The sequence below is a fragment of the Gammaproteobacteria bacterium genome (assembly GCA_029862005.1).
Taxonomy (GTDB): Bacteria; Pseudomonadota; Gammaproteobacteria.
Genome location: JAOTYD010000035.1, coordinates 1 through 21839, shown reverse-complemented (window position 1 = coordinate 21839; position 21839 = coordinate 1). Strand labels below are relative to the sequence as shown.

The following is a 21839-nucleotide window of genomic DNA, read 5'->3' as shown; positions in this document are numbered from 1 at the left end:
CAATTGAATACTGCAGGTTAAAAGTATTCACCAATTAGTTATTGTTTCTGACTTGAACCTCTTTCATGAAACGGTCCTTGATCACGACCGGGTCCATATCGATGACGGGTACCTGAATGTTTCCCGACTCGCACTTGCAGACAATGATCGTCATTTTATTCGAGTCCAGTGCGTCTTGCAGCATCGCCGCGGTTTCCTCGGCCCGGCACTCGATAACATTTTCACAACCGCAGGCCTTCGCCACCGCGGCCAGTGAAGTTTTGCCGCCCGCGTAGGTGGGTTGATCCCCGGTGGAGCCATAGCTGCCGTTATCGATAATGAGGAGGATGAAATTATCCGCCACGTTGTTGGCAATCGTCGGCAGGGTGCCGAAATTAGTCAATACCGAGCCGTCCCCATCGATCGCAATGACTTTGTCTTTTTGCGCGAGGGCCAGGCCAAGCCCAATCGACGATGCCAGCCCCATGGTTCCGAGCATGTAGAAATTGCTCGGCTGGTCATCGAGCAGATGTAGTTCCTGGCTGGGCAAACCGATATTGCAGATCACCAGCTTATCGGAAATAACGGGAATCATTATTTTTAATACTTCGCTGCGAATCATCTCAGGCCGCCTTCCAGAAACTGGCATCGGTCAAAATGGCAACGGGCTTTTTGCACATGAAACAGTGCTTGAGAATGGCGTCCAGCTCATTCACATCATCCGGATGGTGAAAATGGTAGGTCGGTATACTCAGTTGCGCCAGCAATGCCTTCGTATGTACCGCCATTTCGACCTGGCAGGCGACCGGTTCGCCGATCTCACCGCGATAGCTGATCAGCATCGGTAGTGGGATATGGTAATACTGGATCAACGTGGCCAGCGTATTGATGGTTACGCCGATCGCCGTATTCTGCATGATGATCGCAGAGCGTTTTCCACCCATGAAGGCACCCGCGCATAGCCCCATACCCTCATCCTCCTTGTTGGACGGTATATGAAAAATCTTGTCGCTTTGATCGACCTTCTCGATGACGCCCGCCAGCTGCTTGCAGGGGACTGTTGTCACAAACTCGATCCCGTTATTGATCAAATCCGTAACGATTGTTTCATTTACCGACACCTGTAATTCCCCCGAACCTTATTCTCTCATTACTAGCGGCGCATGATGCCATAAATGGCAGCCGAGCGAAGGGGATAATTGGGGGGTAGTCACCGGGTATCGCGATAGCGGTGACCCGGCGATTATCGATTTGTGCCTGGAACAGATTTACCTAGGAAAAGGCCTGGCCCGGTTTGATACCCTGTGACTTTAGGATACTGGCCAGCGGGCAAAAGCCGGTGAAAGACGCCTGTAACAGGTTCGCTCCGACAAACCCGGTTAAAAACAGCCAGTAAACCTGATGTAACTGAGACAATTATGGTGCTGACAAGTATCACGGTTCCGGCAAACATCATTACAATACGGTCAATACTCATGTCACTCTCCGTCAAATAACTTCATACTAAATTAGATTTTCTTTATATTAGTTAATCCTAATATAGATATAACCAAAATGCTGCCGCATACAACAGGCGTTACCCGGGTATCACCGTTAACAGCATTATCCGGCCGGCCTGACGATCAGAGTGGGATGGCTTATAATGTGGACTTTCAGGTCGGGGGCTGAAAATGACGGTACTGCTGTTCATTCGCGCAGGTGGCCTGCTGATGATCATCAGCGGACTCGCGCTTGGTTACTCCTATATCTCGCACCCGCACCATATGCCGCCGGATGTGATTGCCTCGACGTCCTGGATACTAATACATATCCTGTTCGCGGTTTCCCTGGTACTCGGCCTGTTGGGCACGACAGCCCTCTACACGGTTACGGCACTGCGCGCCGGCCGACTCGGGCTGATTGGATACGTCATGCTGTTTATCGGCATGATGATGATTTTTGGACTCGACTACTACGAGATACTAATCGCCCCTTTCCTGGCAACAAACTACCCGGCCGTGATTAACGACCACGGTGCTGGCGACGCCATGGGTATGGTTGCGTTCGCATTCCCGCTTTCCGGCTTACTGACGGTAGTCGGCTACGCACTGCTGGGCGCGGCATGGACAAGATCCCGAATAGTCCCGGGCTATCTCGGTATTTTTCTGATCCTGTCGGCCATCGCTTTTGGCGTGGGCCTAAGCCCGGCTGGCGAAATCGAAGCGGCGCGCATTACCGCGGCTGTGTTTGGTGCAGCGCTGGTCGCGGTTGGTATCAGTGCCATGCTGCAAAATCAAAACTTTAATGCCACCCCGGGGAAACATCCGTGAAAATCAAAATTATCTCGCTACTGTTAGCCTTCCTGGTCATGTTTGTCCTGGCTGGTCTTTTTAACGGGCTGGTAGTCAACCAGTTCGTCAGTGAAAATATCGATCCTGAGATGCTGCTGGAATCCCCGAACCTCGCGCTGATAGCACTGGGCTATGCACTGCTTGCCTTGCTCATGACTCTGATATATCCGCGCGTGGTCAGCCAACCGTCATACTCGATCCGGACGGGCTTCCTGTTCGGCATGGTTGCGGGCATCGCATGGCTGTTGCCCCAAGCCCTGGTTCTGCACGGCGTTTACCGATTTCCAGCCCAGAGTCTGTTGATCGACCCCGCCTGGGCACTTTTGGAACAAGGCATTGGCGGTGCAATTATCGGTATGATTCACGCAAAGTTTTCCAGACCCGAAAGCACTTTTTAATTGCCGGTTGAGGTGAACCAGACTTGTCAGGGATTTACCTGGAGCCGACGACCTGATCAATCAATAGTAAAACTGGCCAGTCCATGCGCCCCGACGAAAATCGATTTCAACACGTCTCGGAACCATGCGCAGCGCGACACCCTGCGACAGGTCAGTACCCGCAGGATGATTGAGGGCAAATTCCCGTGGGTCACAAACCGCAGACCCGATCGGTCGAAACGCAAGTTCAAGCTTGTCATTGACTATCGTGGTATCGAATTCAGCGCTTCGGTGGAACAGCACCCGCTTTTTAACCACGCAGGAAAAATACAGCTGCAGTTCGACGATTAACGGCCGATCGCTGGCCCGCAACGCAGCCTCGGCACGGTCGGTCCAGCAAACATCCACCTCACGCTGGTTAATGCGTACATCTTGATTATGCAGGAACCCATTGAAGCTACGCTCCAGCATCTGCACCGGGTTAGCAATCGAAAAGTAGCTGGCCTGTAAATTCAGAATCGACATGGTGTCATGCTACCACAGTGCGCCCGCATTGAGCTGGATGTCTTCCATGGTGATACCAAGTGCCTCATCGCGACACAGAAAGGCTGCCAGTGCACCGAGCTCCTGCGGTTGCACCAGGCGCTGCTGCGGCTGTTCGGCAATGAGTTTGCCGATTTCTGCATCGACACTGTGCCCCGCCCTGCGCGCCTGGATTTCCATGCTGTTATCGAACATTTCGGTTTGCACCCAGGTCGGACTGATGACAACCGAACTGACACCATGCGGCGCTCCCTCGAGCGCAACCGCGCGGCTCAATCCCAATAGACCCGACTTGGATGCACAGTAAGCGGCATGATCGGCAACCGCGGTGGTCGCCGCGGTCGAGCCAATGTTGATAATGCGGCCCCAGCGGTGTTCGATCATTTTCGGGAGGCAAGCACGTATCATCCGAAATGGGCCCGACAGGTTGATATCGATGACGTCGAGCCAGGATTGCTCATCGTGTCCACAAACCAGCTCATGCGCGGTAACACCGGCTGAATTCACCAGGATATCGGCATGGCCGTGTTTGCTTGCCAGTGCGTCGACAAACGCCTCAACACTATCGACGTCGGCGACATCGAGTTGCCGGTAAAACAACGCATCGCTGGCGGCCTTGAGCTCCGCTATTGCAGCCTCGGGTTGGCGCCGTGCACCAACCGCGATGATGGCGCCGCGTTCGGCCAGTGCGATTGCAATCGCTTTACCGATTCCGGCAAAGCCGCCGGTAATGATTGCGATCCTTCCCTCGAGATATCGCTCCACGGCTACCATTCACCGGTGGTCGGCATCGATGCCCAGGGTTCGGCAGGCGCCAGCGGCTCACCCTTTTGCAGCAACTCGATCGAAATGTTATCGGGTGAACGAAAGAACGCCATGTGACCATCGCGGGGCGGAACGTTGATCGTAACTCCAGCGTCCATCATTTTCTGGCAAACGGCGTATACGTCATCCACGGCGTAGGCCAGATGACCGAAATTACGGCCTCCCTGGTATTCCTCTCCATCCCAGTTGTAAGTCAACTCCACCAGCGGCGCACGTTTGGTCTTAGCCTGTACAAGGTCCTCCGGTGCCGCGAGAAAAACCAGCGTAAACTGGCCTTCCTCGCTTTCATAGCGATCGGTCTCAACCAGGCCAAGCAGGTCACAGTAGAATCCAAGCGAGGCCTCCAGATCGTGCACACGCACCATGGTATGTAAGTATTTCATCGACGTATCCCGGCGTTAAATTCGCCGCGTATTATGTCATAGCTTCCCAAGGCTGGTAAGGCAGGCAGGAATTCACTAACATCGGTTCAAATGACCCGGTAATTGCTATGAATTTCAATCCAAATGTGCTCGATTGCGCCGCGGCACCAATCGCCGAAGCCTGGTCCTGGGTAACCACTCCCGGGTCCGACAAGCTGATCGACATGTGCCAGGCGGTTCCAGCGCACCTGCCGCCGCAGTCGCTCAGGGATTATCTCGCCGAGGCGATCAAGGCGGGTGAAGGGGCTACCTACACCGATATCCGCGGCATCCCGGCTTTGCGTGAGGCCCTGGCGGGTAATATCAGCGAACGCTACCAGGGCACGGTAATCGCCGATGACATCCTCATTACCGCGGGCTGTAACCAGGCGTTTTGCTCGGTCGTGGACACCCTGTGCCAGTCCGGCGACGAGGTTATCGTGCCGCTGCCCTGTTACTTCAATCACCAGATGTGGCTCACAACCCGCGCCGTGGTGCCACGCTACCTGTCGTTTAACGCCGATACCGCGATGCCCGATCCACAGGAAGCTCGCTCACTGATCAACGAGCGTACCCGGGCGATCTTGCTGGTGACGCCGAATAATCCCAGCGGTGCCATCTACAGCCACGAATGTATTGATCAATTCTTCGAACTCGCCCGCGAGCATGAACTTGCGCTGATCATGGATGAAACTTACCGTGATTTCATCGATATCGAGCAGTTGCCGCATCGCCTGTTTTCGCGTGCTGACTGGCGCGATACCCTGGTTCATTTATATAGCTTTTCCAAGGTATTCAGCCTGACCGGATTTCGTACCGGCGCGGTCGCGGCGAGCCAGGCATTACTCGAGCAGCTCAAGAAGATCCAGGATTGCACCGCGATCTGTGCCCCGCATGCGGGCCAGCTTGCGGCACTTTACGGCCTCAATAATCTGCACGCCTGGAAGCTGGAAAAATCAGATGAACTGGCGCAACGCGCCATCGCCATCAAACAGGCCTTCGAGCATCCCGATCTGGACTACCGCCTGATCAGCGCCGGCGCCTACTTCGCCTATATCCAGCACCCTTTCGACGCTCCGGCCCGGGATGTCGTCAAGCGCTTGATTCAGGATCACGAAATCATCAGCCTGCCGGGAAGTTATTTCGGCCAGGACCAGGAACAGTTCATCCGCTTTGCCTATGCCAACGTGCACGAACGTCATTTCGAGGACGTCATCCAGAGATTAATTGCAAGCCAACAAATATGAGGGTGTCAAAATGAATCAACCGCTAAAAGGCGCCTGTCTGTGCGGACAGGTCCAGTACCAGGTCACCGGACCCTTCGACGAGTTCCATCTCTGCCACTGCAGTCAGTGCCGGCGCTCCACCGGCACGGCCCATGCAGCCAATATTTTCACCAGTGCCGATCGCATCGAATGGCTTGCCGGGGAGGAGCTGATCAAACGTTACACCCCTGATAAACCTGGTGTTATATCGAAATGTTTTTGTACCCATTGCGGTTCGCTGGTGCCTTACACCAGCCTTAAAAGCGGCAAGCTGGTTATTCCCGCCGGATCCCTGAGCCAGGAACCGGGTATCGAGCCGGAAGATAATATTTTCTGGCGGGACCGCGCCGGCTGGTATGATGCGGGTTTGAATGCGCAGCATAAAGAACAGGGTCCCGACGAATGAACCTTTGTCACCCGGTGAAGTCACAGAATGAATAAAATAATAACGGGAGTCTTCGTGAAACCGCTGCTTATCTTGCTGCTGGTTTACTCAGGCGTGCTATACGCGGCCGAGCCAGAAATTGAAACCGTCAGTGATACAGAATTTGCCTTCAACATCGATGGTAGCCATATTAGCGTCGAAATCCGTGATCGCGTGTTACGCGGCAAGAAGGACATGTTGCTCGAGTGGGTCCTCTACTCATCCAAAACCGTGCATCAATACTATGGCCGCTTTCCGGTAACAAACGTGCACATCGATCTGCAAGTGACAGATGGTCATACGGTGCGCTTCGGCCAGGCCTTCGGTGGCGATTCACCCTCAATGCGTATCGTGGTGGGTGAAAATATTACGCCGGCGATGCTGCGCAAGGACTGGATCTTGGTGCATGAAATGGTCCACCTGGCGATGGCCGACGTGCCCTATGCCCATCGCTGGTGGCTCGAGGGGCTCGCGACCTATGTCGAGTCGATTGCGCGCGCGCAACAAGGGCATCTGAGCGAGGAATTTGTCTGGAACGGTTTCATTAACCGTATGCCACAGGGGCTGCCCAAAAACGGGGACCGCGGACTGGACCGAACCCCTACCTGGGGACGCACCTACTGGGGTGGTGCCATCTTCTGCATGCTCGCCGATATCGAAATCCGAAAACTGTCCGATAACCGCCTGAGCCTGCGTGATGCACTGCGTGGAATTCTCGACGCCGGCCTGTCCATGCATGCCAGTTCGAGTGCGATGGAAGTATTTGAATCGGCCGATCGTGCTATTGGTCTCGACGTTCTCGTGCCTTTATACCTGAAGACGAAAGCAGACCCCTACCCGGTTGATCTGGACGCATTGTGGACATCGCTCGGGGTAAGCCTCCAAAACGACCAGGTGGTTTACAACGATGATGCGCCGATGGCACACGTGCGTAAAAAACTGCTCAAGTCCTAGCCAATAAAATCAAGCAGTTGACGCCAGGCGGCAAGCTTTTGTTCAAAGCTCATCCCCGCGTGTGCCGGACTGGTGGATGGCATCCGCAAAAGCGCCAGTTCGAGTGTTGTCGGCAAAGTCGGCAGCACCAGCTGCCTGAAATACCTTTCAGAAGTTGCACCATTGAACAGGATTGCACGAATCCCGGGAAATCGTTGCAGCAAAGCAGCAAAATCATTGGCACTTGCCGTTTTGACATCAATATTCGAATCGAGACTGCCGGGTCGTTGACAGGCCTGCAGGGTATCCCAGAGTATCAGCGGCTGCTTAGTAAGCTCGGCCACGCGCGCTTCGTAATCGGCCCGATGATCGATACCAAACAATTCGCTCATGATCGGCCAGAATGCATTGCGCGGATGCGCATAATACTGGATGGCTTCAAGTGAAGCCACGCCGGGCATACTGCCGAGAATCAGGATTCGGGGACGGCGACCAATAATCGGTTCAAACGATCGAACCCGGGTCACGCGACACCTATTTCTTCATTTGATCGAAGAATTCCAGGTTGGTCTTGCTGGATTGCATGCGTCCGAGCACAAATTCCATCGCCTCAATCTCATCCATCGAGTGCAGAAATTTACGCAGGATCCAGACTTTTTGCAGTTCCTCCTGATCGATCAAAAGTTCTTCGCGGCGGGTACCGGAGCGGTTGATGTTGATCGCCGGGAATACGCGTTTTTCAGCAATACGTCGATCGAGGTGAATTTCCATGTTACCGGTACCCTTGAATTCTTCGTAAATGACTTCATCCATCTTGGAACCGGTTTCAATCAGCGCGGTTGCAAGTATCGTCAGGCTACCGCCTTCTTCAATATTTCGCGCCGCACCAAAAAAACGTTTCGGGCGATGCAGTGCATGCGCATCGACACCACCGGTAAGAACCTTTCCGGAAGAGGGTATCGTGGTGTTATAGGCACGGGCCAGGCGCGTTATCGAGTCCAGCAGGATGACAACATCTCGCTTGTGCTCAACCAGGCGCTTGGCTTTTTCGATGACCATTTCGGCGACCTGGACATGGCGACTGGCCGGTTCATCAAAAGTCGAGGCCACCACTTCACCCTTGACCATGCGTTCCATCTCGGTGACTTCCTCGGGACGTTCGTCGATCAACAGAACGATCAGGTAGCACTCGGGATGGTTGCTCGCAATACTCTGGGCGATGTTCTGCAGCATCAATGTCTTGCCCGCTTTCGGCGGCGATACCACCAGGCCTCGTTGACCCTTACCAATGGGCGACACCAGGTCGATAATCCGCGCGGTAATATCCTCGGTGCTGCCGTTTCCGCGCTCAAGCACCATGCGGGAATTGGGGTGCAGCGGGGTCAGGTTTTCAAACAAAACCTTGTGCTTGACGTTTTCCGGCAGGTCAAAATTGATCTGGTCGACCTTTAACAGGGCAAAGTAACGCTCGTTGTCTTTCGGTGGCCTGATCTTGCCACTGACGGTATCGCCGGTGCGCAGGTTGAAGCGCCTGATCTGGCTTGGCGACACGTAGATATCGTCCGGGCCGGCCAAGTACGAACTGTCGGCAGACCGCAAAAATCCAAATCCGTCCTGCAGGATTTCCAGTACCCCTTCACTGAAGATATCTTCGCCCTTCTTGGCCTGGGACTTTAGGATGCTAAAGATGATGTCCTGGCGTCGCATGCGCGCCGAGTGGTCACCACCCATTGATTTCAAAGTTTCGATTAAGTCGGGGACGGTATGTTGCTTGAGCTCGTTTAGATTCATTTTGAGAGTGCCCTATATGCAGGGTTGGGGAATAAAGACGTCAGGACGGCCTATAGGTAATGTCAGGAAATGTCAGGAAATGTATTTGTTTTTTTGGTCAAGAATGCCGCGGAGATACGGCAACGATCAAGAAGAGGTTAGCACAGTAATTCAGGGTCGTCTACCTCAATCAACGACCCTTTTTTCAATCATTTCAGGGGCTGTGAGCGACTATATATTACTGTCCAGGAAGGCGGTTAGCTGGGATTTCGACAATGCGCCGACCTTGGTCGCCTCGACAGCGCCACCCTTGAACAGCATCAGTGTCGGGATACCGCGAATGCCATACTTGGGTGGGGTATTGGCATTGTCGTCGATATTGAGCTTGGCTACGGTGAGTCGACCGTCGTATTCATCGGCTATCTCTTCCAGGATCGGAGCAATCATCTTGCAGGGTCCACACCATTCCGCCCAGTAGTCAACGAGCACTGGTTGATCTGCCTGCAGCACATCCGACTCAAAGCTTTCATCCGAAAGGTATACAATTTTCTCACTCACGCGTGTCTCCAGCCCCATGGCTTAATCAAGTGGACCAACAATTTAGTCGTATCAGTTTTAACTGTCAATAATGCAAATGTGGCGAAAAAATGCTAGGAATCCGCCTGCCCTGATTCTAGATATGGGGATCGAAATCAGCTTTTTCAAATCACAGCGCAGGTTTTCATGCAATTTGCTACCATACTCCGATTAAGCATTTAACCTGAGAGAATACGCGATAGCATGGGGCAACAACACTTAACCGAGCAGCAGTTCAGCTCACTGGCGCTCGACCAACGCTTGCTCGATGCACTCGCAGAGATCGATATGGTTTACTGCACCCCGATACAGCAGCAAGCACTACCCCTGCTACTGTCAGGTAAAGATGTCTCCGGACAGGCACAGACCGGCACCGGCAAGACACTGGCATTTCTGCTCGCCTGTGCGCAGCGGATCCTGCACTCGGACAAACCCGCGACGGCCCCGGGCAAACCCCGCACTTTAATCCTGGCACCGACGCGCGAGTTGGCCATTCAAATCCACAAGGATGCGGAAAGACTGCTGCGCAATTTACCGCTCAGGCTTGCGATCTGCTACGGTGGCAAGGCCTACGAACAACAAAAGCGTCAATTCGACGAGCCGGTAGATATCCTGATCGGCACCCCTGGGCGCCTGATCGATTTCTTTAAACAGCGATTATTCGACTTCAAGGCCGTTGAAGCGATGGTGCTCGACGAGGCCGATCGCATGTTTGATATGGGTTTCATTGCCGACGTGCGCTTCATGCTAAGACGCCTGCCCGAGCCCGAAAAGCGTCTCAACATGCTGTTTTCGGCGACCATGGCACAAAAAGTGATGGAGCTCGCCTACGAGCATATGAACCAGGCACAATTGATCAAGATCGATGCTGACTCGCCCACGGTGGACCGGATCGAACAAAGCGTTTACCACCCGGCCAATCATGAAAAGATACCCCTGTTGCTGGGCCTGATAAAGAAACTGCAGCCGCAGCGCAGCATCATCTTTGCCAACACCAAGCATGCCACGATTCGCATCTGGGAATACCTGCAGGGTAACGGCATTTCGGCCGCGATCATTTCCGGGGACATCCATCAAAACAAGCGCGAGTCGCTGCTGAAGAAATTCCACGATGGCGAATATTCGATCCTGGTGGCGACCGATGTCGCCTCGCGTGGATTGCATATTCCCGACGTCACGCATGTATTCAACTATGACCTGCCGGAACTCGGCGAAGACTACGTGCATCGGGTAGGGCGCACCGCGCGAGCCGGTAAATCGGGTGTCGCGATCAGCTTTGCCTGTGAAGACCTTGCAATGAACCTTATCGATATCGAGGCCTACACTCGACGCCCTATTCCCACCATGTCGATCAGTAACGATCTGCTGATCAAGCCAAAACCCCCGATTAAAATGAAAGGTGGCCGATTAAAGCCGAAGCCCGGCAGCGGTAAACCACAGCGCCACAAGCACAAAAAGCGACCACCGCGTCACCATAATCAAAACAGAAAAAAGGCGGTATGAGTAATAAACGCAATATACTATTGCTCGGCGGCAGCGGATTTATCGGCAAACATCTGGCGTTTGCGCTCGCTAATCGGGGTTGGCAGGTCACCGTACCCAGTCGCAGGCCGCATCGAAATCGTGCGCTGCTGGTACACCCCAATATTCGCATGCTGGAAGCCAGCATTACCGACAGCAATGAATTAAAAAATCTCTGCGAAGGGCAGCAGGCCGTTATTAACCTGGTCGGTATTCTGAATGAACGGCGCAAGGGTGATTTTCGTCGCTACCACGTTGATTTTATCAAGGCCGTCGTCGAAGCCTGCAGCGAAGCCGGTATCAAACGCCTGTTGCACGTGAGCGCGCTCGGCGCTAACCAGGCAACCGGCAGTAGCCTCTACCTTCGCTCCAAGGGCGAGGGTGAAAACCTGTTACACACTTTTGGCCAGCGGGGTCTGAACGTAACCAGTTTCCAACCCTCGGTCGTGTTTGGCAAGGACGACGATTTCATCAACCGGTTTGCCGGCATATTGAAACTGTTCTTCGGTTACTTCCCCCTCGCCTGCCCCAATAGCAAACTGGCCCCGGTCTACGTCGGTGACCTGGTCGAAAAAATGGTCAACGCGATCGATAACCGGGAAACATGTGCCAAACGCTATACGGTTTGCGGACCCGAGGTTTTTACGTTACGCCAGATCCTCGAGTTAATCATCGACACGTTGCAGCTCCCGGTTCGCGTCATGCCGCTGAGCAACGGGCTATCGCGCTTGCAGGCACTGATTCTGCAGAATCTGCCCGGCAAGTTGTTTACCATGGATAATTACCGCTCATTGCAGACCGATAATGTTTGCGACGATGGCGATCTCTGCGAAACCAGCCTGCGCCAGTACCTCAAGGGTTTGCCAGCCATGTTCGGTAACAAGCGCAACTATGACAGTTTCCGCAAGGAATACCCACAACCCGGCAACCCCGAGGACCATCTGTGAAGGTATACCGTGTCGGCGGTTGTGTACGCGATCGCTTGCTCGGACTGCCGGTTAACGACATCGACTGGGTGGTAACCGGCGCCACCGCAAAACAGATGCAGGTCGCCGGCTACAAGGCGATCGGCAAGGATTTCCCGGTCTTCCTGCACCCCGAAAGCAAGCAGGAATACGCGCTGGCTCGCACCGAGCGCAAAACGGCGCCGGGTTACAAAGGATTCGAGATCAGCGCCGACCCGGCAACCACGATCGAGCAGGACTTGCTACGTCGTGATCTGACCATCAACGCGATGGCGGAAGACGATCAGGGCAACCTGGTCGATCCGTACGGCGGTCAAAAGGACATCGAAGACCGCATCCTGCGACATGTTTCTGATGCATTTGTCGAAGATCCGCTGCGGGTGCTGCGCGTTGCCCGCTTCGCGGCGCGATTTCATAAACTGGGTTTTACCGTTGCCGAGGATACGCGCGACCTGATTCGGCAAATCGGCGAGTCCGGCGAACTCGATGCCCTGGTGCCGGAACGGGTATGGTCCGAATTATCGCGCGCACTCGACGAGGCAGATCCCGCTGTATTCTTTACCAGCCTGCGTGACTGTGGTGTGCTGGTACGCCTGTTTCCCGAGATTGATACCCTCTTCGGTGTACCGCAAAATGCGAAATACCATCCCGAGATCGATACCGGTGTGCATGTCATGATGGCGCTGCAGGCGAGCGCCGCACTCGACCACGATAACGAAACCCGCTTTGCCGTGCTGATGCATGACCTGGGTAAAGCAACAACTCCCGCCTCGGTGTTACCGAGTCACCGTGGCCACGAGGCGCGCGGCAAGAAGCCGGTCAAGGCATTTTGCAAGCGCTGGCGGGTTCCGCGGGCACATACCGAGCTTGCCCTGATTACGACCGAATTTCATCTCCTGGTACACCGTGCGATGGAGCTTAAAGCATCGACCCTGTTGAAGTTATTTACCAGGGCAGACAGCATGCGTAAGCCGCTGCGATTTCAAAAAATGCTCGATGCCTGCCGCGCCGATATTCGCGGTCGCGCGGGATCTGAAGACGACCCTTACCGACAGGCCGACTTCCTGTTGCAGCTTGCGGACAAGCTGCGCCATCTTGATGTCACCGGTATCCAGCAGCAAGGACTCACCGGCAAGGCCATGGGACAGGCGATTCAGGCGGAACGGTTGCGCTTAATCGAACACGAAAAAGCGCTATTGCAACCACAGTCGAGCTAGCCTGGAGTCGACGAATCGGAGCAACCGCGACAGCGGCGAAAAATACAGCAGGATGCCAGCCAGGACACCGATTCCGTTAGCGAGTACATCGCCCCACTCCGGGTAGCGATAAGACGTCATGCCCTGTAACAGCTCGATTAACATCCCGTACGCGATCAGGCCAATCACGGTCCAGCCCAGGGTAATACGGTTGGCGGCCAACAGACTGAACCAGCCTGCCAGCAAGAAGTAAGTCACCAGGTGCGACAGTTTGTCACTGACCCCGATATCTGGCACTGGTACCAGTGAGGCCACGGCAACACCGAGCAGCATGATCGCGCCGATAACATACCAGGCCGCCGCCAGTCTTAACGGGGATCGCGGATTATCACTAGTTTGTGTCATCCAGGTTTTGTTCAGTTCAGCATCACCAGTATCGCAACGCCAAGCAGCACGCGGTACACGACAAATGGCAACATGCCGACGCGGTCGATCAGTCGCAGGAAAAAATGAATGCAAATACCGGCACTTATCGCTGACAGTGCGGCACCCAACATCAGATCGCCCCAACCGATAGGGCTGACCTCGATCACCATACGCACGCTCTGCATGACACCGCTGGCAAGAATGATCGGAATCGCCAGTAGAAACGAGAAGCGCGCGGCCGCCTTGCGGGTGAGTCCGAGAAACAGCCCGAGTGTTATCGTGATACCGGAGCGCGATATCCCCGGGATCAGCGCCAACACCTGGAAACCGCCGATAATTAATACATCTTTGAGATTTAACTGGTATTCATTGCGCGTATGGCGCGCACTGGCATCGGCGTACCATAACAATAGCCCGAAGATTATCGAGCCCGCCGCCACGATCCAGGGCATACGCAGTTTTACCTCGATGGGTCCCTGTAACAGGAAACCGACGAGGACTGCCGGCACGGTACCGATAATCACCCACCAGGCGAGTAAACTGTCCTGATTCGCCTCACCCCCGGCGACCGAGCGTACCCAGGATACCGACATGCGCTTTACTTCGTGCCGAAAGTAGTAAAGTACCGCCAGCAGCGAACCTATGTGTACCGCCACGTCGAAAACCAGTCCCTGGTCCGGCCAGTTCAGCATCTGCGGTACCAGTACCAGGTGGGCCGAACTCGATATCGGCAGGAATTCGGTCAACCCCTGCACGATTGCGAGGATTACAATTTGCAGGTTATCCATAGGCACCCTTACGCTGCATCGCCGGAAGTTCCAGCGCGATATTTTTCTGCATCGCCAGCACCTTGAATTTCTCGCCCATCTCCTGTGGCAGGGTGAGAGTCCCCACCTGTTTTGATATTGCAATCCGCGCCTGAATATCGCTTTCGTCTGCCAGGCGCTGCGACTCCTCGAGCAGGCCATTGGCAATCAGGAACGACCCCTGGTTAACCAGCCCTGACAGCTCGAAGCCATTTTCTTCGGCTGCATCGGCGCAGGCATCAAAATCGACGAACGCGGTAATGTCCTGCAGTCCAGGGTAGATCAGCGGATCGCCGTGTACACGATGCTGGTAATGACAGGTCAGCGTACCGCGCTTGCGCGTGGGGTGGTAATACTGATCCTGCTCGTAACCGTAATCGATAATCATTACCAGTGCGCGCTTACAGACCTCTGCGAGCGCCTTGAACCAGGGACGGTAATTCAGATTCAATTCACAGGTGTAGCCATCTGCAAATTCGCCCAGGTGCGATTCGATCGATCGAATCGCGTCCATCACGGGCGCTTCCGGGGCAAAATTGTGCCAGCTGAAGCGCTGTCCATCATAACCAACCCCGCATTCGCGCCAATTCCCCTGCTTTGACAGGATATGCACGGGCATCGCATCGAGTACTTCATTGGCGAGCACGATACCATCAAATTCTTGCGGCAGGCTGCTCAACCACTCTATTTTGTGAAACAGTTCCGCAGAAAGTTCCTGTTGCAACTGCGCTTGCTGCCGCTGCCTCAGGTCAGCACTGAGATCGAGTATCTGATATGCCTCGAGGCCGGGTAATGCGTTCAAAATCTGGGCACAGAGTTTGCCACTACCAGCACCAAATTCGAGTACCCGGGCGCCGCATCCCTGTGCAATTACGGCTGCAATCTGCTGCGCGATACAGAATCCAAATAGCGGTGAAATTTCCGGAGCGGTTACGAAATCACCCTGTGCTCCAAATTTGGGAGTGGTCGACGAGTAGTATCCAAGTCCCGGCTCATACAGCGCCAGGTGCATATATTCGTCGAACCCGATCACCCCTCCGCGGGACTCGATGCGGTCAGCGATGACCCCCGCGAGCCGTGTACTGTGCGCGATAGCATCGTCGTCTGGGGTCGGCAGCTCCAGGCCGTGCGCATCATGCCCCGATGGAAAATTCATTGACACTTTCTGTTTTTCAGTCATGGGCTAGCGTCTGCTTGCGGGGATGATATGATGGCACTTTTCGCTTTCGCTAGGCTGATGTTGTTAACTGATAAATCCGTGCTGGTAACCGGCGCGGCAAATCGCCTCGGTGCGCAGATCGCCCGCACTCTACATCAAAACGGGGCAAATCTCATTATCCATTACCGCGCTTCAGCCGACGCGGCACAGGCACTGGCGGCTGACCTCAACCAGTTGCGGGGAAACTCGGCGATTGCGCTCGGTGCCGATTTGAGCTCGCTCGAAGAACTCGAAGGGCTTGCCACAAAAGCGGCTGACGCATTCGATGGTTTGCACGTACTGGTCAACAATGCTTCGAGTTTTTACCCCACGCGGTTTGGCCAGATTGATTTACAGGCCTGGGATGACCTGGTCGCCAGCAACTACCGGGCGCCGCTGTTTCTGTCCCAGGCTTGCTATCCGCTGATAAAGCTAACTTCGGGTTGTATTATCAACCTCCTCGACATTTACGCATCACTACCACTGCAGCATCACAGCGTTTACTGCAGCGCCAAGGCGGCCAACCAGATGCTGGTCAGGTCGCTGGCACTTGAACTTGCGCCAGAGGTCCGGGTAAACGGCATCTCCCCCGGTGCAATCCTGTGGCCAGGCGACGAGACAAATGACGAAACCAGTGATGAGCAGGATTATAAACAAAAGCTGCTTGAACAGGTCCCCTTAAAGCGCCGGGGCACACCCGAGGCCATTGCCGATACCGCACTGTTCCTGGCAACGAACGACTATATCACCGGCGAAGTCATCCGCGTCGACGGTGGTCGGCTGTTGACTTCGTAGGGAACCGGGATGAATCGTTACTGGAGCAAACAAATCGAGGCACTCGATCCCTACACACCCGGGGAGCAACCCCAGGACCAGCAATACATCAAGCTCAACACCAACGAAAATCCCTATCCACCCTCGCCCGCGATTGCCGGTGTATTGCGGAATTACGAGGTAAATCGCCTGCGCCGTTACCCCGATCCCGAAAGCAGGGAATTGATCGAATCGCTGGCTACCTACCACGACCTGCAATCGAACCAGGTTTTTGTCGGAAACGGCTCTGACGAAGTGCTCGCTCATGCCTTCCAGGCGTTTTTCAAACAGGACGACCCGATCCTGTTTCCCGATATCAGCTACAGTTTTTACCCGGTTTACTGCAAGCTGTTCCAGATCGAGTACCGACAACCTGCGCTCGACCACGAGTTTCGCATCAGTATTCGAGACTATGCGTCAACCAATGGCGGTATTATCGTACCGAATCCCAACGCCCCTACCGGTATCGCCCTCGAGATCGCGGCGATTCGCGAATTACTCGCCGATAATCCCGAATCAGTGGTCGTTATCGACGAAGCCTACGTCGACTATGGTGCCGACTCGGCCTGCCAGCTGATTCCGGAATTTCCCAACTTGCTGGTGGTGCAGACCTTCTCCAAGTCGCGCAGCCTCGCCGGGCTGAGGCTCGGTTATGCGCTCGGTCACAAGGATCTGATCGAGGCACTGCAGCGCGTAAAAAACTCTTTCAATTCCTATCCCATCGACTGTCTTACCAGCGCGGTCGCCATGGCCTCAATTGCAGATAAAGACTATTTCCAGGAATGCCGAAAGCGCGTGATTGCCAGCCGCGATCGTTTAAGCGCAGAACTTCAGCAACTTGGCTTTGAGGTATTTCCATCGAGCAGTAACTTCGTTCTTGTGCGCCATGATGGACAGCCGGCGGAAGCGCTTTACCTTGAATTAAAAGCGGCCGGCATCCTGGTACGTTACTTTAACAAGGCGCGCATCGAAAACTGCCTGCGCATTTCGATCGGCAGCGATCCCGAGTGCGACGCGCTCATCGCTGCGCTTAAGAAGATCATCAACCAGGAAAGTCGTTCTTGATCACCCGCGCCGGAATCGTACCGACCGGTGGTGTATGTCTGTATTATTCGCCGGATCCAGATTGCATTTGTTTTACCTGAAGTTCTCTTTGTTCCTTGATCTGTTGAATCTTTTTTACCCGTACCACGCCCCACAAAATTACAATCAAAATACTCGCCACCAGTGATCCATAAATTATGTACGGAGAGGTCGCTGTCGCCCATACCACGATCAAACCCAGGAAAGCCAGTGCAAATATTGCCGTAAGAATACGATCATCGAGATGCAGTACACTTCGTTTGTGATAGTTTTGCAGCCCGTCTTTCTGTGCCATCTGCACCCGGGCAATACCTTCCTCCGCGTTATCTGACATGATGCAACCCCTTAACCCAGCGAATGAACTCTATTATTACTGCAAGACAAGCCTAAACCAGTGCTTTTATCAATACCAATCAATAAAACATATGCGACCGCCACGGCGACAGATTTATGACGCCAAAGCGGATGTTACGCGTGGATGAGACCTGAACAGAAGTTACCGGAGGCAGGTCAAGCAACAGATGGATTAAAGGCTCTGACCTGGTTTGTTACGAAAGTACTGGTTGATCAATTCGATCAAGCCTTTAACCCGGGGGACTGGATCATCATCGGCATAGTCGAGGTTCGCCGTGCCATCCAGCAGCAGCTGTTGATCCTCGTTGGTACCGTTATTTTCTTTTGCTTCATTGTCTTCGGGATATAACATGGCAAGCCCCGTAAACGCACACCGCATCATTATTTACGCGCCCGGTCTCATATTGGTGCGAATTGCATCACGCTAAAGGCGAAAACAGTAGTAACACTATCTAATCACGATAAACAGCGAACCGCCGTTGCGATCGACCCGGAGCAACACCGAGGTCGTACTTAGTTTCAGGGCGGCTTTCAACGATTCGATGTCGTATACCTTGCGTTTGTTGGCACCCACGATGACATCACCCACTCGCAATCCACTGTAGGCGGCTGCCGAGTTAGGCGCAACCGCAACGACGCGCACGCCGTCACCGTCAGAATTGTTCTCGACGCGCAGTCCCTGCAACAGCGGAGTAAGCGCGTCCGCTTGCGCCTGTTGAGTTTTAACGGTGCCAATCTTGACTGTCAGTTGCAACGGATTGCCATTTCGCAGCAGGGTAAGCCGGACCTTGTCACCGACCTCCTTGATACCGATTCGGCTGCGCAGCTGGGCTGTCGAACTCGTCTTTTGGCCGTCCACCTCGATGATAATATCACCCGACCTGATTCCCGCGCTCGCGGCAGGTGAGTCTTCGACCACGTTGGTCACCAGTACCCCGAACTGACCTTTGGCCAGATCAAAGGCATCGCGCAGATCGGGGGTTATGTTCTGGATTCCGACACCAATTTGCCCGCGTTTAACTTCACCATACTCGATAATCTGCCCCATGCTGGCCTTTGCCATGTTTGCCGGAATCGCAAATCCGATACCGACATTACCCCCTGCTGGCGATATAATCGCGGTATTAATACCCACCAGCTCACCCTTCAGATTAACCAGGGCGCCACCCGAGTTGCCCGGGTTGATTGAGGCGTCTGTCTGAATAAAATTCTCGTATCCCTCGATGCCGAGTCCGCTGCGACCGAGCGCACTAACAACCCCTGTAGTTACGGTCTGCCCGAGGCCGAACGGGTTGCCGATTGCGACGACAAAATCGCCGACTTCCAGCTGGCTCGAATCGGCAAAGCTGACCTCGCTTAACTCATCGCCATCGATTTCGAGTATCGCGATGTCCAGTTCGGGATCGGTGCCGACAATCCTGGCCTCGAAATTACGACCATCGACCAGAGACACGTTCACTTCGTCGGCATTCCTGATAACGTGATAATTAGTCATCACGATCCCGTCGCCTGCGTTGACTATGACACCGGACCCCGCGCTCTGCTGGCGCTTACTGGGTAGTTGCCGATCTGGTTGTGGTTGATCGGGAAGATCAAAAAATTTGCGGAAGAAAGGATCATTCAGTAACGGGTTATAGCTCGATTCCCGCCTGGAGTAAGTCGAGATATTGACCACGGCAGGGTTAACCTGTTTCAGCATTGGCGCTAACGAGGGAAAAGGCCTGCCCTGTGCATCCGTACCCGGAATAACGGCCTGTACGCCTTGCCAGGTCAGGGTGAGAATGAAAACCCAAAATAGTGAATAACTGTTAGTTCTGATCATAACAATCCGCCTCTATTTATTGATCCCCGGGGCTGGCCAGGACCAGGCCAGCCCCGTTCGCGAGTTTGTTTATGAATTGATAGATATGCGTTTGACTTCCTGATTCGTGGTTTCACGTCGCGGAATTTCGAGCCTTAATACGCCTTTATCAAGATTAGCCTTGATTTCGTCAGCATTCGCGTCTTCGGGCAGCGCCAGGGTACGCTGGAACGACCCATAGCTGCGCTCTACACGATAGTAGTGCTTATCCTTGTCTTCACTTCGCTCTTCCTTTTGCCCCTTGATGGTCAATACGTCGTCCTTTAGCTCGAGCGTTATATCGTCTTCGGTCAGGCCCGGTACGTCGAGGCTGATCTGGTAACAGTTCGCATCACCAGAAACATCAATTTGTGGGCGATAGAAATTCGACAACTGTTTTCCAAACAAACCTCTCGACTCCAGATTTGAAGCCAGGGTCGGCATTCCGAATGACTTAAATGCATCGTCAAACCAGCGATCCATATCGCGATGCAGGCTCATCAGGGACCCGGGCCCCGCCAGTGGAAATTTTTCTGCCTCGTCGCGGCTTACCGGAATTTGATGTCCCTTGCTATTGCCATTTTCCTCGTGTTTGAACCAGTTCCAGGGTTTAAGCTTCTCTAAGTTCATATCACTCTCCTAAATCATTGCGGGTTAGTATGCACCGCGCATATCAGGCGGCTTCTGACTTTTCTATTTAGGATCAAGTATGCAGCTTTCAAGTCGAAGAAGTTGACCCAGGTCAATTCCAGGCGATGCATTGTATTACTGCAGATGTAACTCGCTCGCTGGATAGCTACAAATGCAGTCTTACCTGACTGGGAGCCGAACCAGGGCCCCGTCTCAAGATCAGTCGCTTTCGCCATGCGACAAGCGGCCACGAATCCGGGTATCCGCAGACCAAAATTCTGGTAAACAGTGAACATTGCCCCGGATGGCAGGTTATTTTCCAGGATTCCGATCCGTTCGCTGATGTAGAGCGATATGCTTAGAGATCTAGCGTAACCAGGTCCAGGCGAGGAGCGGTAACAACCATTTGTTGCCATAGCGCCGCGTAGCTCTCGCCTTTTTCCGGATGCAGGCTGTCCGGCGCGATATCCTGCAACGGTTTTAACACGAAAGCATTGTGCAGAATTTCGGGGCGCGGTATGCGGATCCCCCGAATATCGAGGACCAGGTCATCGTATATCAGGATATCCAGGTCGATCGGACGACTGGCAAACTTGGGTAGTGTGCGATCGCGCCCTAACCGACCCTCGATATCACGAAAAATCAACGCCACATCCTCGACCCCAAGTTCGGTATCAAATCCTGCCACCAGGTTAAGAAAGTTGCTGCCATCGAAACCCACGGCGGCGGAATCGTATACTGGCGACAATTCAATGTTGTCAAAGTGCTCACGCAGCATTGCGACTGCCTGTCGTATCTTGGCCTCGCGATCGAGATTGCTGCCCAGGCTTACGTATACGCGGGCGCTCATACAGGCCTGCTACCGCGTTCGATCATGACGCCAACCGACTTCGAACCGCGCACCGCGCCAGTTTTGTGCAGGGTCAGTTTCACCCAGGGCACCGAAAACTCGTCCAGGATAATGCTGCAGATTTTTTCGGCGAGCGCTTCCACCAGCTCGAATTCGCTCTGCTCGATAAATTCAATCAGGCGCTTGGCCACGGTCTTGTAGCTCAGGGTATCTTCGATATCGTCACTTTTCGCCGCCTTGCTGATATCGGTCGCCATTTCGATATCGAGACTGATGGTTTGCTTGATTTTGCGTTCCCAGTCATATATTCCGATCACGGTATCAATTTGCAGATCATGAATAAAAACAATGTCCATGGTGGTTTTTAATCCGGTATATTTGCCTGCCCGCAATCTTAGCTGCTGGGGGTTTCAAAAGGAAACGCCAAATCGCTCAAAGACAGCAATAATCAGGGCTGAAGCGGCTTGAATCCTCGATATGCTTCTGGTAGAGTTCGCGCCCTCAAGCTTATCTTGCACCAACGGAGTTCCACGATGTCTCGGGTCTGTCAAGTAACCGGCAAGAAACCGGTTAGCGGAAACAATGTGTCGCACGCGAATAACAGGACACGTCGTCGCTTTCTGCCGAACCTGCATACCCACAAGTTCTGGGTTGATTCCGAGAATCGCTGGGTCAAGCTGCGCCTGTCTGCCAAGGGCATGCGAATTATCGATAAAAACGGCATTGACGCGGTC

At 53.9% G+C, this 21839-nt stretch carries 28 protein-coding genes and 1 pseudogene; 11 read left to right on the top strand and 18 right to left on the bottom strand.

Annotated features, from left to right (window positions below; all coding sequences use genetic code 11):
* Positions 1 to 34: 34 nt before the first annotated feature.
* From comE to OES20_16210, 3 genes and pseudogenes are all read right to left on the bottom strand, one after another.
* Positions 35 to 601: a sulfopyruvate decarboxylase subunit beta gene (gene comE, locus OES20_16220; GenBank protein MDH3636244.1), complete on the bottom strand. Its 567-nt coding sequence runs from the start codon at positions 599 to 601 to the stop codon at positions 35 to 37.
* A gap of 1 nt (position 602) precedes the next feature.
* The gene (comD, locus tag OES20_16215; protein ID MDH3636243.1) at positions 603 to 1100 is read right to left on the bottom strand and encodes a sulfopyruvate decarboxylase subunit alpha; all 498 of its coding nucleotides are present in this window, start codon (positions 1098 to 1100) and stop codon (positions 603 to 605) included.
* A 151-nt stretch (positions 1101 to 1251) separates the two neighbouring features.
* A pseudogene (locus OES20_16210) lies at positions 1252 to 1456 on the bottom strand (DUF2892 domain-containing protein).
* Positions 1457 to 1649: 193 nt separating this feature from the next.
* Between OES20_16210 and OES20_16205 the strand changes: the two are divergent.
* Entirely contained in the window at positions 1650 to 2288 is a 639-nt protein-coding gene (locus OES20_16205; protein MDH3636242.1) for a hypothetical protein, read from the top strand.
* Complete coding sequence (locus OES20_16200) at positions 2285 to 2707, top strand: hypothetical protein (protein ID MDH3636241.1); 423 nt, start codon at positions 2285 to 2287, stop codon at positions 2705 to 2707. Before OES20_16205 ends, OES20_16200 begins: the two co-directional genes overlap by 4 nt.
* Before the next feature lie 60 nt (positions 2708 to 2767).
* On the opposite strand, the gene OES20_16195 is transcribed toward OES20_16200, so the two are convergent.
* The 3 genes from OES20_16195 to OES20_16185 are packed head-to-tail and all read right to left on the bottom strand — an operon-like array spanning position 2768 to position 4437.
* On the bottom strand, positions 2768 to 3211 hold the full coding sequence (locus OES20_16195) for a hypothetical protein (protein MDH3636240.1): 444 nt from the start codon (positions 3209 to 3211) through the stop codon (positions 2768 to 2770).
* A gap of 9 nt (positions 3212 to 3220) precedes the next feature.
* A complete protein-coding gene (locus tag OES20_16190) occupies positions 3221 to 3994 on the bottom strand; it encodes an SDR family oxidoreductase (GenBank protein MDH3636239.1) in 774 nt (257 codons plus the stop codon).
* Positions 3995 to 3996: 2 nt separating this feature from the next.
* Positions 3997 to 4437 (bottom strand): VOC family protein, encoded by a 441-nt coding sequence (locus OES20_16185; GenBank protein ID MDH3636238.1) that lies wholly within the window; start codon positions 4435 to 4437, stop codon positions 3997 to 3999.
* Between the two features lie 107 nt (positions 4438 to 4544).
* Between OES20_16185 and OES20_16180 the strand changes: the two genes are divergently transcribed.
* From OES20_16180 to OES20_16170, 3 genes are read left to right on the top strand one after another with little or no spacing between them, the layout of a single operon-like run.
* On the top strand, positions 4545 to 5702 hold the full coding sequence (locus OES20_16180) for an aminotransferase (GenBank protein MDH3636237.1): 1158 nt from the start codon (positions 4545 to 4547) through the stop codon (positions 5700 to 5702).
* Positions 5703 to 5712: 10 nt separating this feature from the next.
* Positions 5713 to 6126, top strand: coding sequence for a GFA family protein (locus tag OES20_16175; protein MDH3636236.1), 414 nt, complete (start codon positions 5713 to 5715; stop codon positions 6124 to 6126).
* 54 nt (positions 6127 to 6180) lie between these two features.
* Positions 6181 to 7098 (top strand): hypothetical protein, encoded by a 918-nt coding sequence (locus OES20_16170; GenBank protein MDH3636235.1) that lies wholly within the window; start codon positions 6181 to 6183, stop codon positions 7096 to 7098.
* On the opposite strand, the gene OES20_16165 is transcribed toward OES20_16170, so the two are convergent.
* From OES20_16165 to trxA, 3 genes are all read right to left on the bottom strand, one after another.
* Positions 7095 to 7604, bottom strand: a complete 510-nt coding sequence (locus tag OES20_16165; protein MDH3636234.1) for a DNA-deoxyinosine glycosylase — start codon at positions 7602 to 7604, stop codon at positions 7095 to 7097. The genes OES20_16170 and OES20_16165 overlap by 4 nt on opposite strands.
* A 7-nt stretch (positions 7605 to 7611) precedes the next feature.
* A complete protein-coding gene (gene rho / locus OES20_16160) occupies positions 7612 to 8868 on the bottom strand; it encodes a transcription termination factor Rho (protein MDH3636233.1) in 1257 nt (418 codons plus the stop codon).
* Between the two features lie 210 nt (positions 8869 to 9078).
* A complete protein-coding gene (gene trxA / locus OES20_16155; GenBank protein ID MDH3636232.1) occupies positions 9079 to 9405 on the bottom strand; it encodes a thioredoxin TrxA in 327 nt (108 codons plus the stop codon).
* 222 nt (positions 9406 to 9627) lie between these two features.
* Between trxA and OES20_16150 the strand changes: the two genes are divergently transcribed.
* Genes OES20_16150 through OES20_16140 form a run of 3 tightly spaced genes read left to right on the top strand, consistent with a single transcriptional unit; the run spans position 9628 to position 13126 of the window.
* Positions 9628 to 10926, top strand: a complete 1299-nt coding sequence (locus OES20_16150; GenBank protein ID MDH3636231.1) for a DEAD/DEAH box helicase — start codon at positions 9628 to 9630, stop codon at positions 10924 to 10926.
* Positions 10923 to 11891 carry a complex I NDUFA9 subunit family protein gene (locus tag OES20_16145; protein MDH3636230.1) on the top strand — a complete coding sequence of 323 codons (969 nt, stop codon included), beginning with the start codon at positions 10923 to 10925 and terminating at the stop codon, positions 11889 to 11891. The genes OES20_16150 and OES20_16145 overlap by 4 nt, the downstream gene beginning before the upstream one ends.
* Positions 11888 to 13126: a multifunctional CCA addition/repair protein gene (locus OES20_16140; GenBank protein MDH3636229.1), complete on the top strand. Its 1239-nt coding sequence runs from the start codon at positions 11888 to 11890 to the stop codon at positions 13124 to 13126. The genes OES20_16145 and OES20_16140 overlap by 4 nt, the downstream gene beginning before the upstream one ends.
* Here OES20_16140 and OES20_16135 read toward each other — a convergent pair.
* The 3 genes from OES20_16135 to OES20_16125 are packed head-to-tail and all read right to left on the bottom strand — an operon-like array spanning position 13103 to position 15493.
* Positions 13103 to 13510 carry a VanZ family protein gene (locus OES20_16135; protein MDH3636228.1) on the bottom strand — a complete coding sequence of 136 codons (408 nt, stop codon included), beginning with the start codon at positions 13508 to 13510 and terminating at the stop codon, positions 13103 to 13105. The two genes, OES20_16140 and OES20_16135, sit on opposite strands and share 24 nt — an antisense overlap.
* A gap of 11 nt (positions 13511 to 13521) precedes the next feature.
* Positions 13522 to 14319, bottom strand: coding sequence for an undecaprenyl-diphosphate phosphatase (locus OES20_16130; protein ID MDH3636227.1), 798 nt, complete (start codon positions 14317 to 14319; stop codon positions 13522 to 13524).
* A complete protein-coding gene (locus OES20_16125; protein MDH3636226.1) occupies positions 14312 to 15493 on the bottom strand; it encodes an SAM-dependent methyltransferase in 1182 nt (393 codons plus the stop codon). The genes OES20_16130 and OES20_16125 overlap by 8 nt, the downstream gene beginning before the upstream one ends.
* A gap of 51 nt (positions 15494 to 15544) precedes the next feature.
* Here OES20_16125 and OES20_16120 point away from each other — a divergent pair, with 51 nt between their 5' ends.
* Complete coding sequence (locus OES20_16120) at positions 15545 to 16330, top strand: pteridine reductase (GenBank protein MDH3636225.1); 786 nt, start codon at positions 15545 to 15547, stop codon at positions 16328 to 16330.
* Between the two features lie 9 nt (positions 16331 to 16339).
* On the top strand, positions 16340 to 17413 hold the full coding sequence (gene hisC, locus OES20_16115) for a histidinol-phosphate transaminase (protein MDH3636224.1): 1074 nt from the start codon (positions 16340 to 16342) through the stop codon (positions 17411 to 17413).
* 43 nt (positions 17414 to 17456) lie between these two features.
* Here the strand turns inward: hisC and OES20_16110 are convergent, their stop codons facing one another.
* The 6 genes from OES20_16110 to folB all read right to left on the bottom strand — a co-directional run bounded on the left by OES20_16110 (position 17457) and on the right by folB (position 21461).
* Positions 17457 to 17765 carry a hypothetical protein gene (locus tag OES20_16110; GenBank protein MDH3636223.1) on the bottom strand — a complete coding sequence of 103 codons (309 nt, stop codon included), beginning with the start codon at positions 17763 to 17765 and terminating at the stop codon, positions 17457 to 17459.
* A gap of 192 nt (positions 17766 to 17957) precedes the next feature.
* On the bottom strand, positions 17958 to 18167 hold the full coding sequence (locus tag OES20_16105) for a hypothetical protein (protein ID MDH3636222.1): 210 nt from the start codon (positions 18165 to 18167) through the stop codon (positions 17958 to 17960).
* Positions 18168 to 18233: 66 nt separating this feature from the next.
* Positions 18234 to 19607, bottom strand: a complete 1374-nt coding sequence (locus tag OES20_16100) for a DegQ family serine endoprotease (GenBank protein ID MDH3636221.1) — start codon at positions 19605 to 19607, stop codon at positions 18234 to 18236.
* 69 nt (positions 19608 to 19676) lie between these two features.
* Entirely contained in the window at positions 19677 to 20255 is a 579-nt protein-coding gene (locus OES20_16095; GenBank protein ID MDH3636220.1) for an Hsp20/alpha crystallin family protein, read from the bottom strand.
* A 358-nt stretch (positions 20256 to 20613) separates the two neighbouring features.
* Positions 20614 to 21105, bottom strand: coding sequence for a 2-amino-4-hydroxy-6-hydroxymethyldihydropteridine diphosphokinase (folK, locus tag OES20_16090; protein ID MDH3636219.1), 492 nt, complete (start codon positions 21103 to 21105; stop codon positions 20614 to 20616).
* Positions 21102 to 21461, bottom strand: a complete 360-nt coding sequence (gene folB, locus OES20_16085) for a dihydroneopterin aldolase (protein ID MDH3636218.1) — start codon at positions 21459 to 21461, stop codon at positions 21102 to 21104. The genes folK and folB overlap by 4 nt, the downstream gene beginning before the upstream one ends.
* A gap of 177 nt (positions 21462 to 21638) precedes the next feature.
* Here folB and rpmB point away from each other — a divergent pair.
* On the top strand, positions 21639 to 21839 hold a 201-nt coding region (rpmB, locus tag OES20_16080), incomplete at its 3' end, for a 50S ribosomal protein L28 (GenBank protein MDH3636217.1).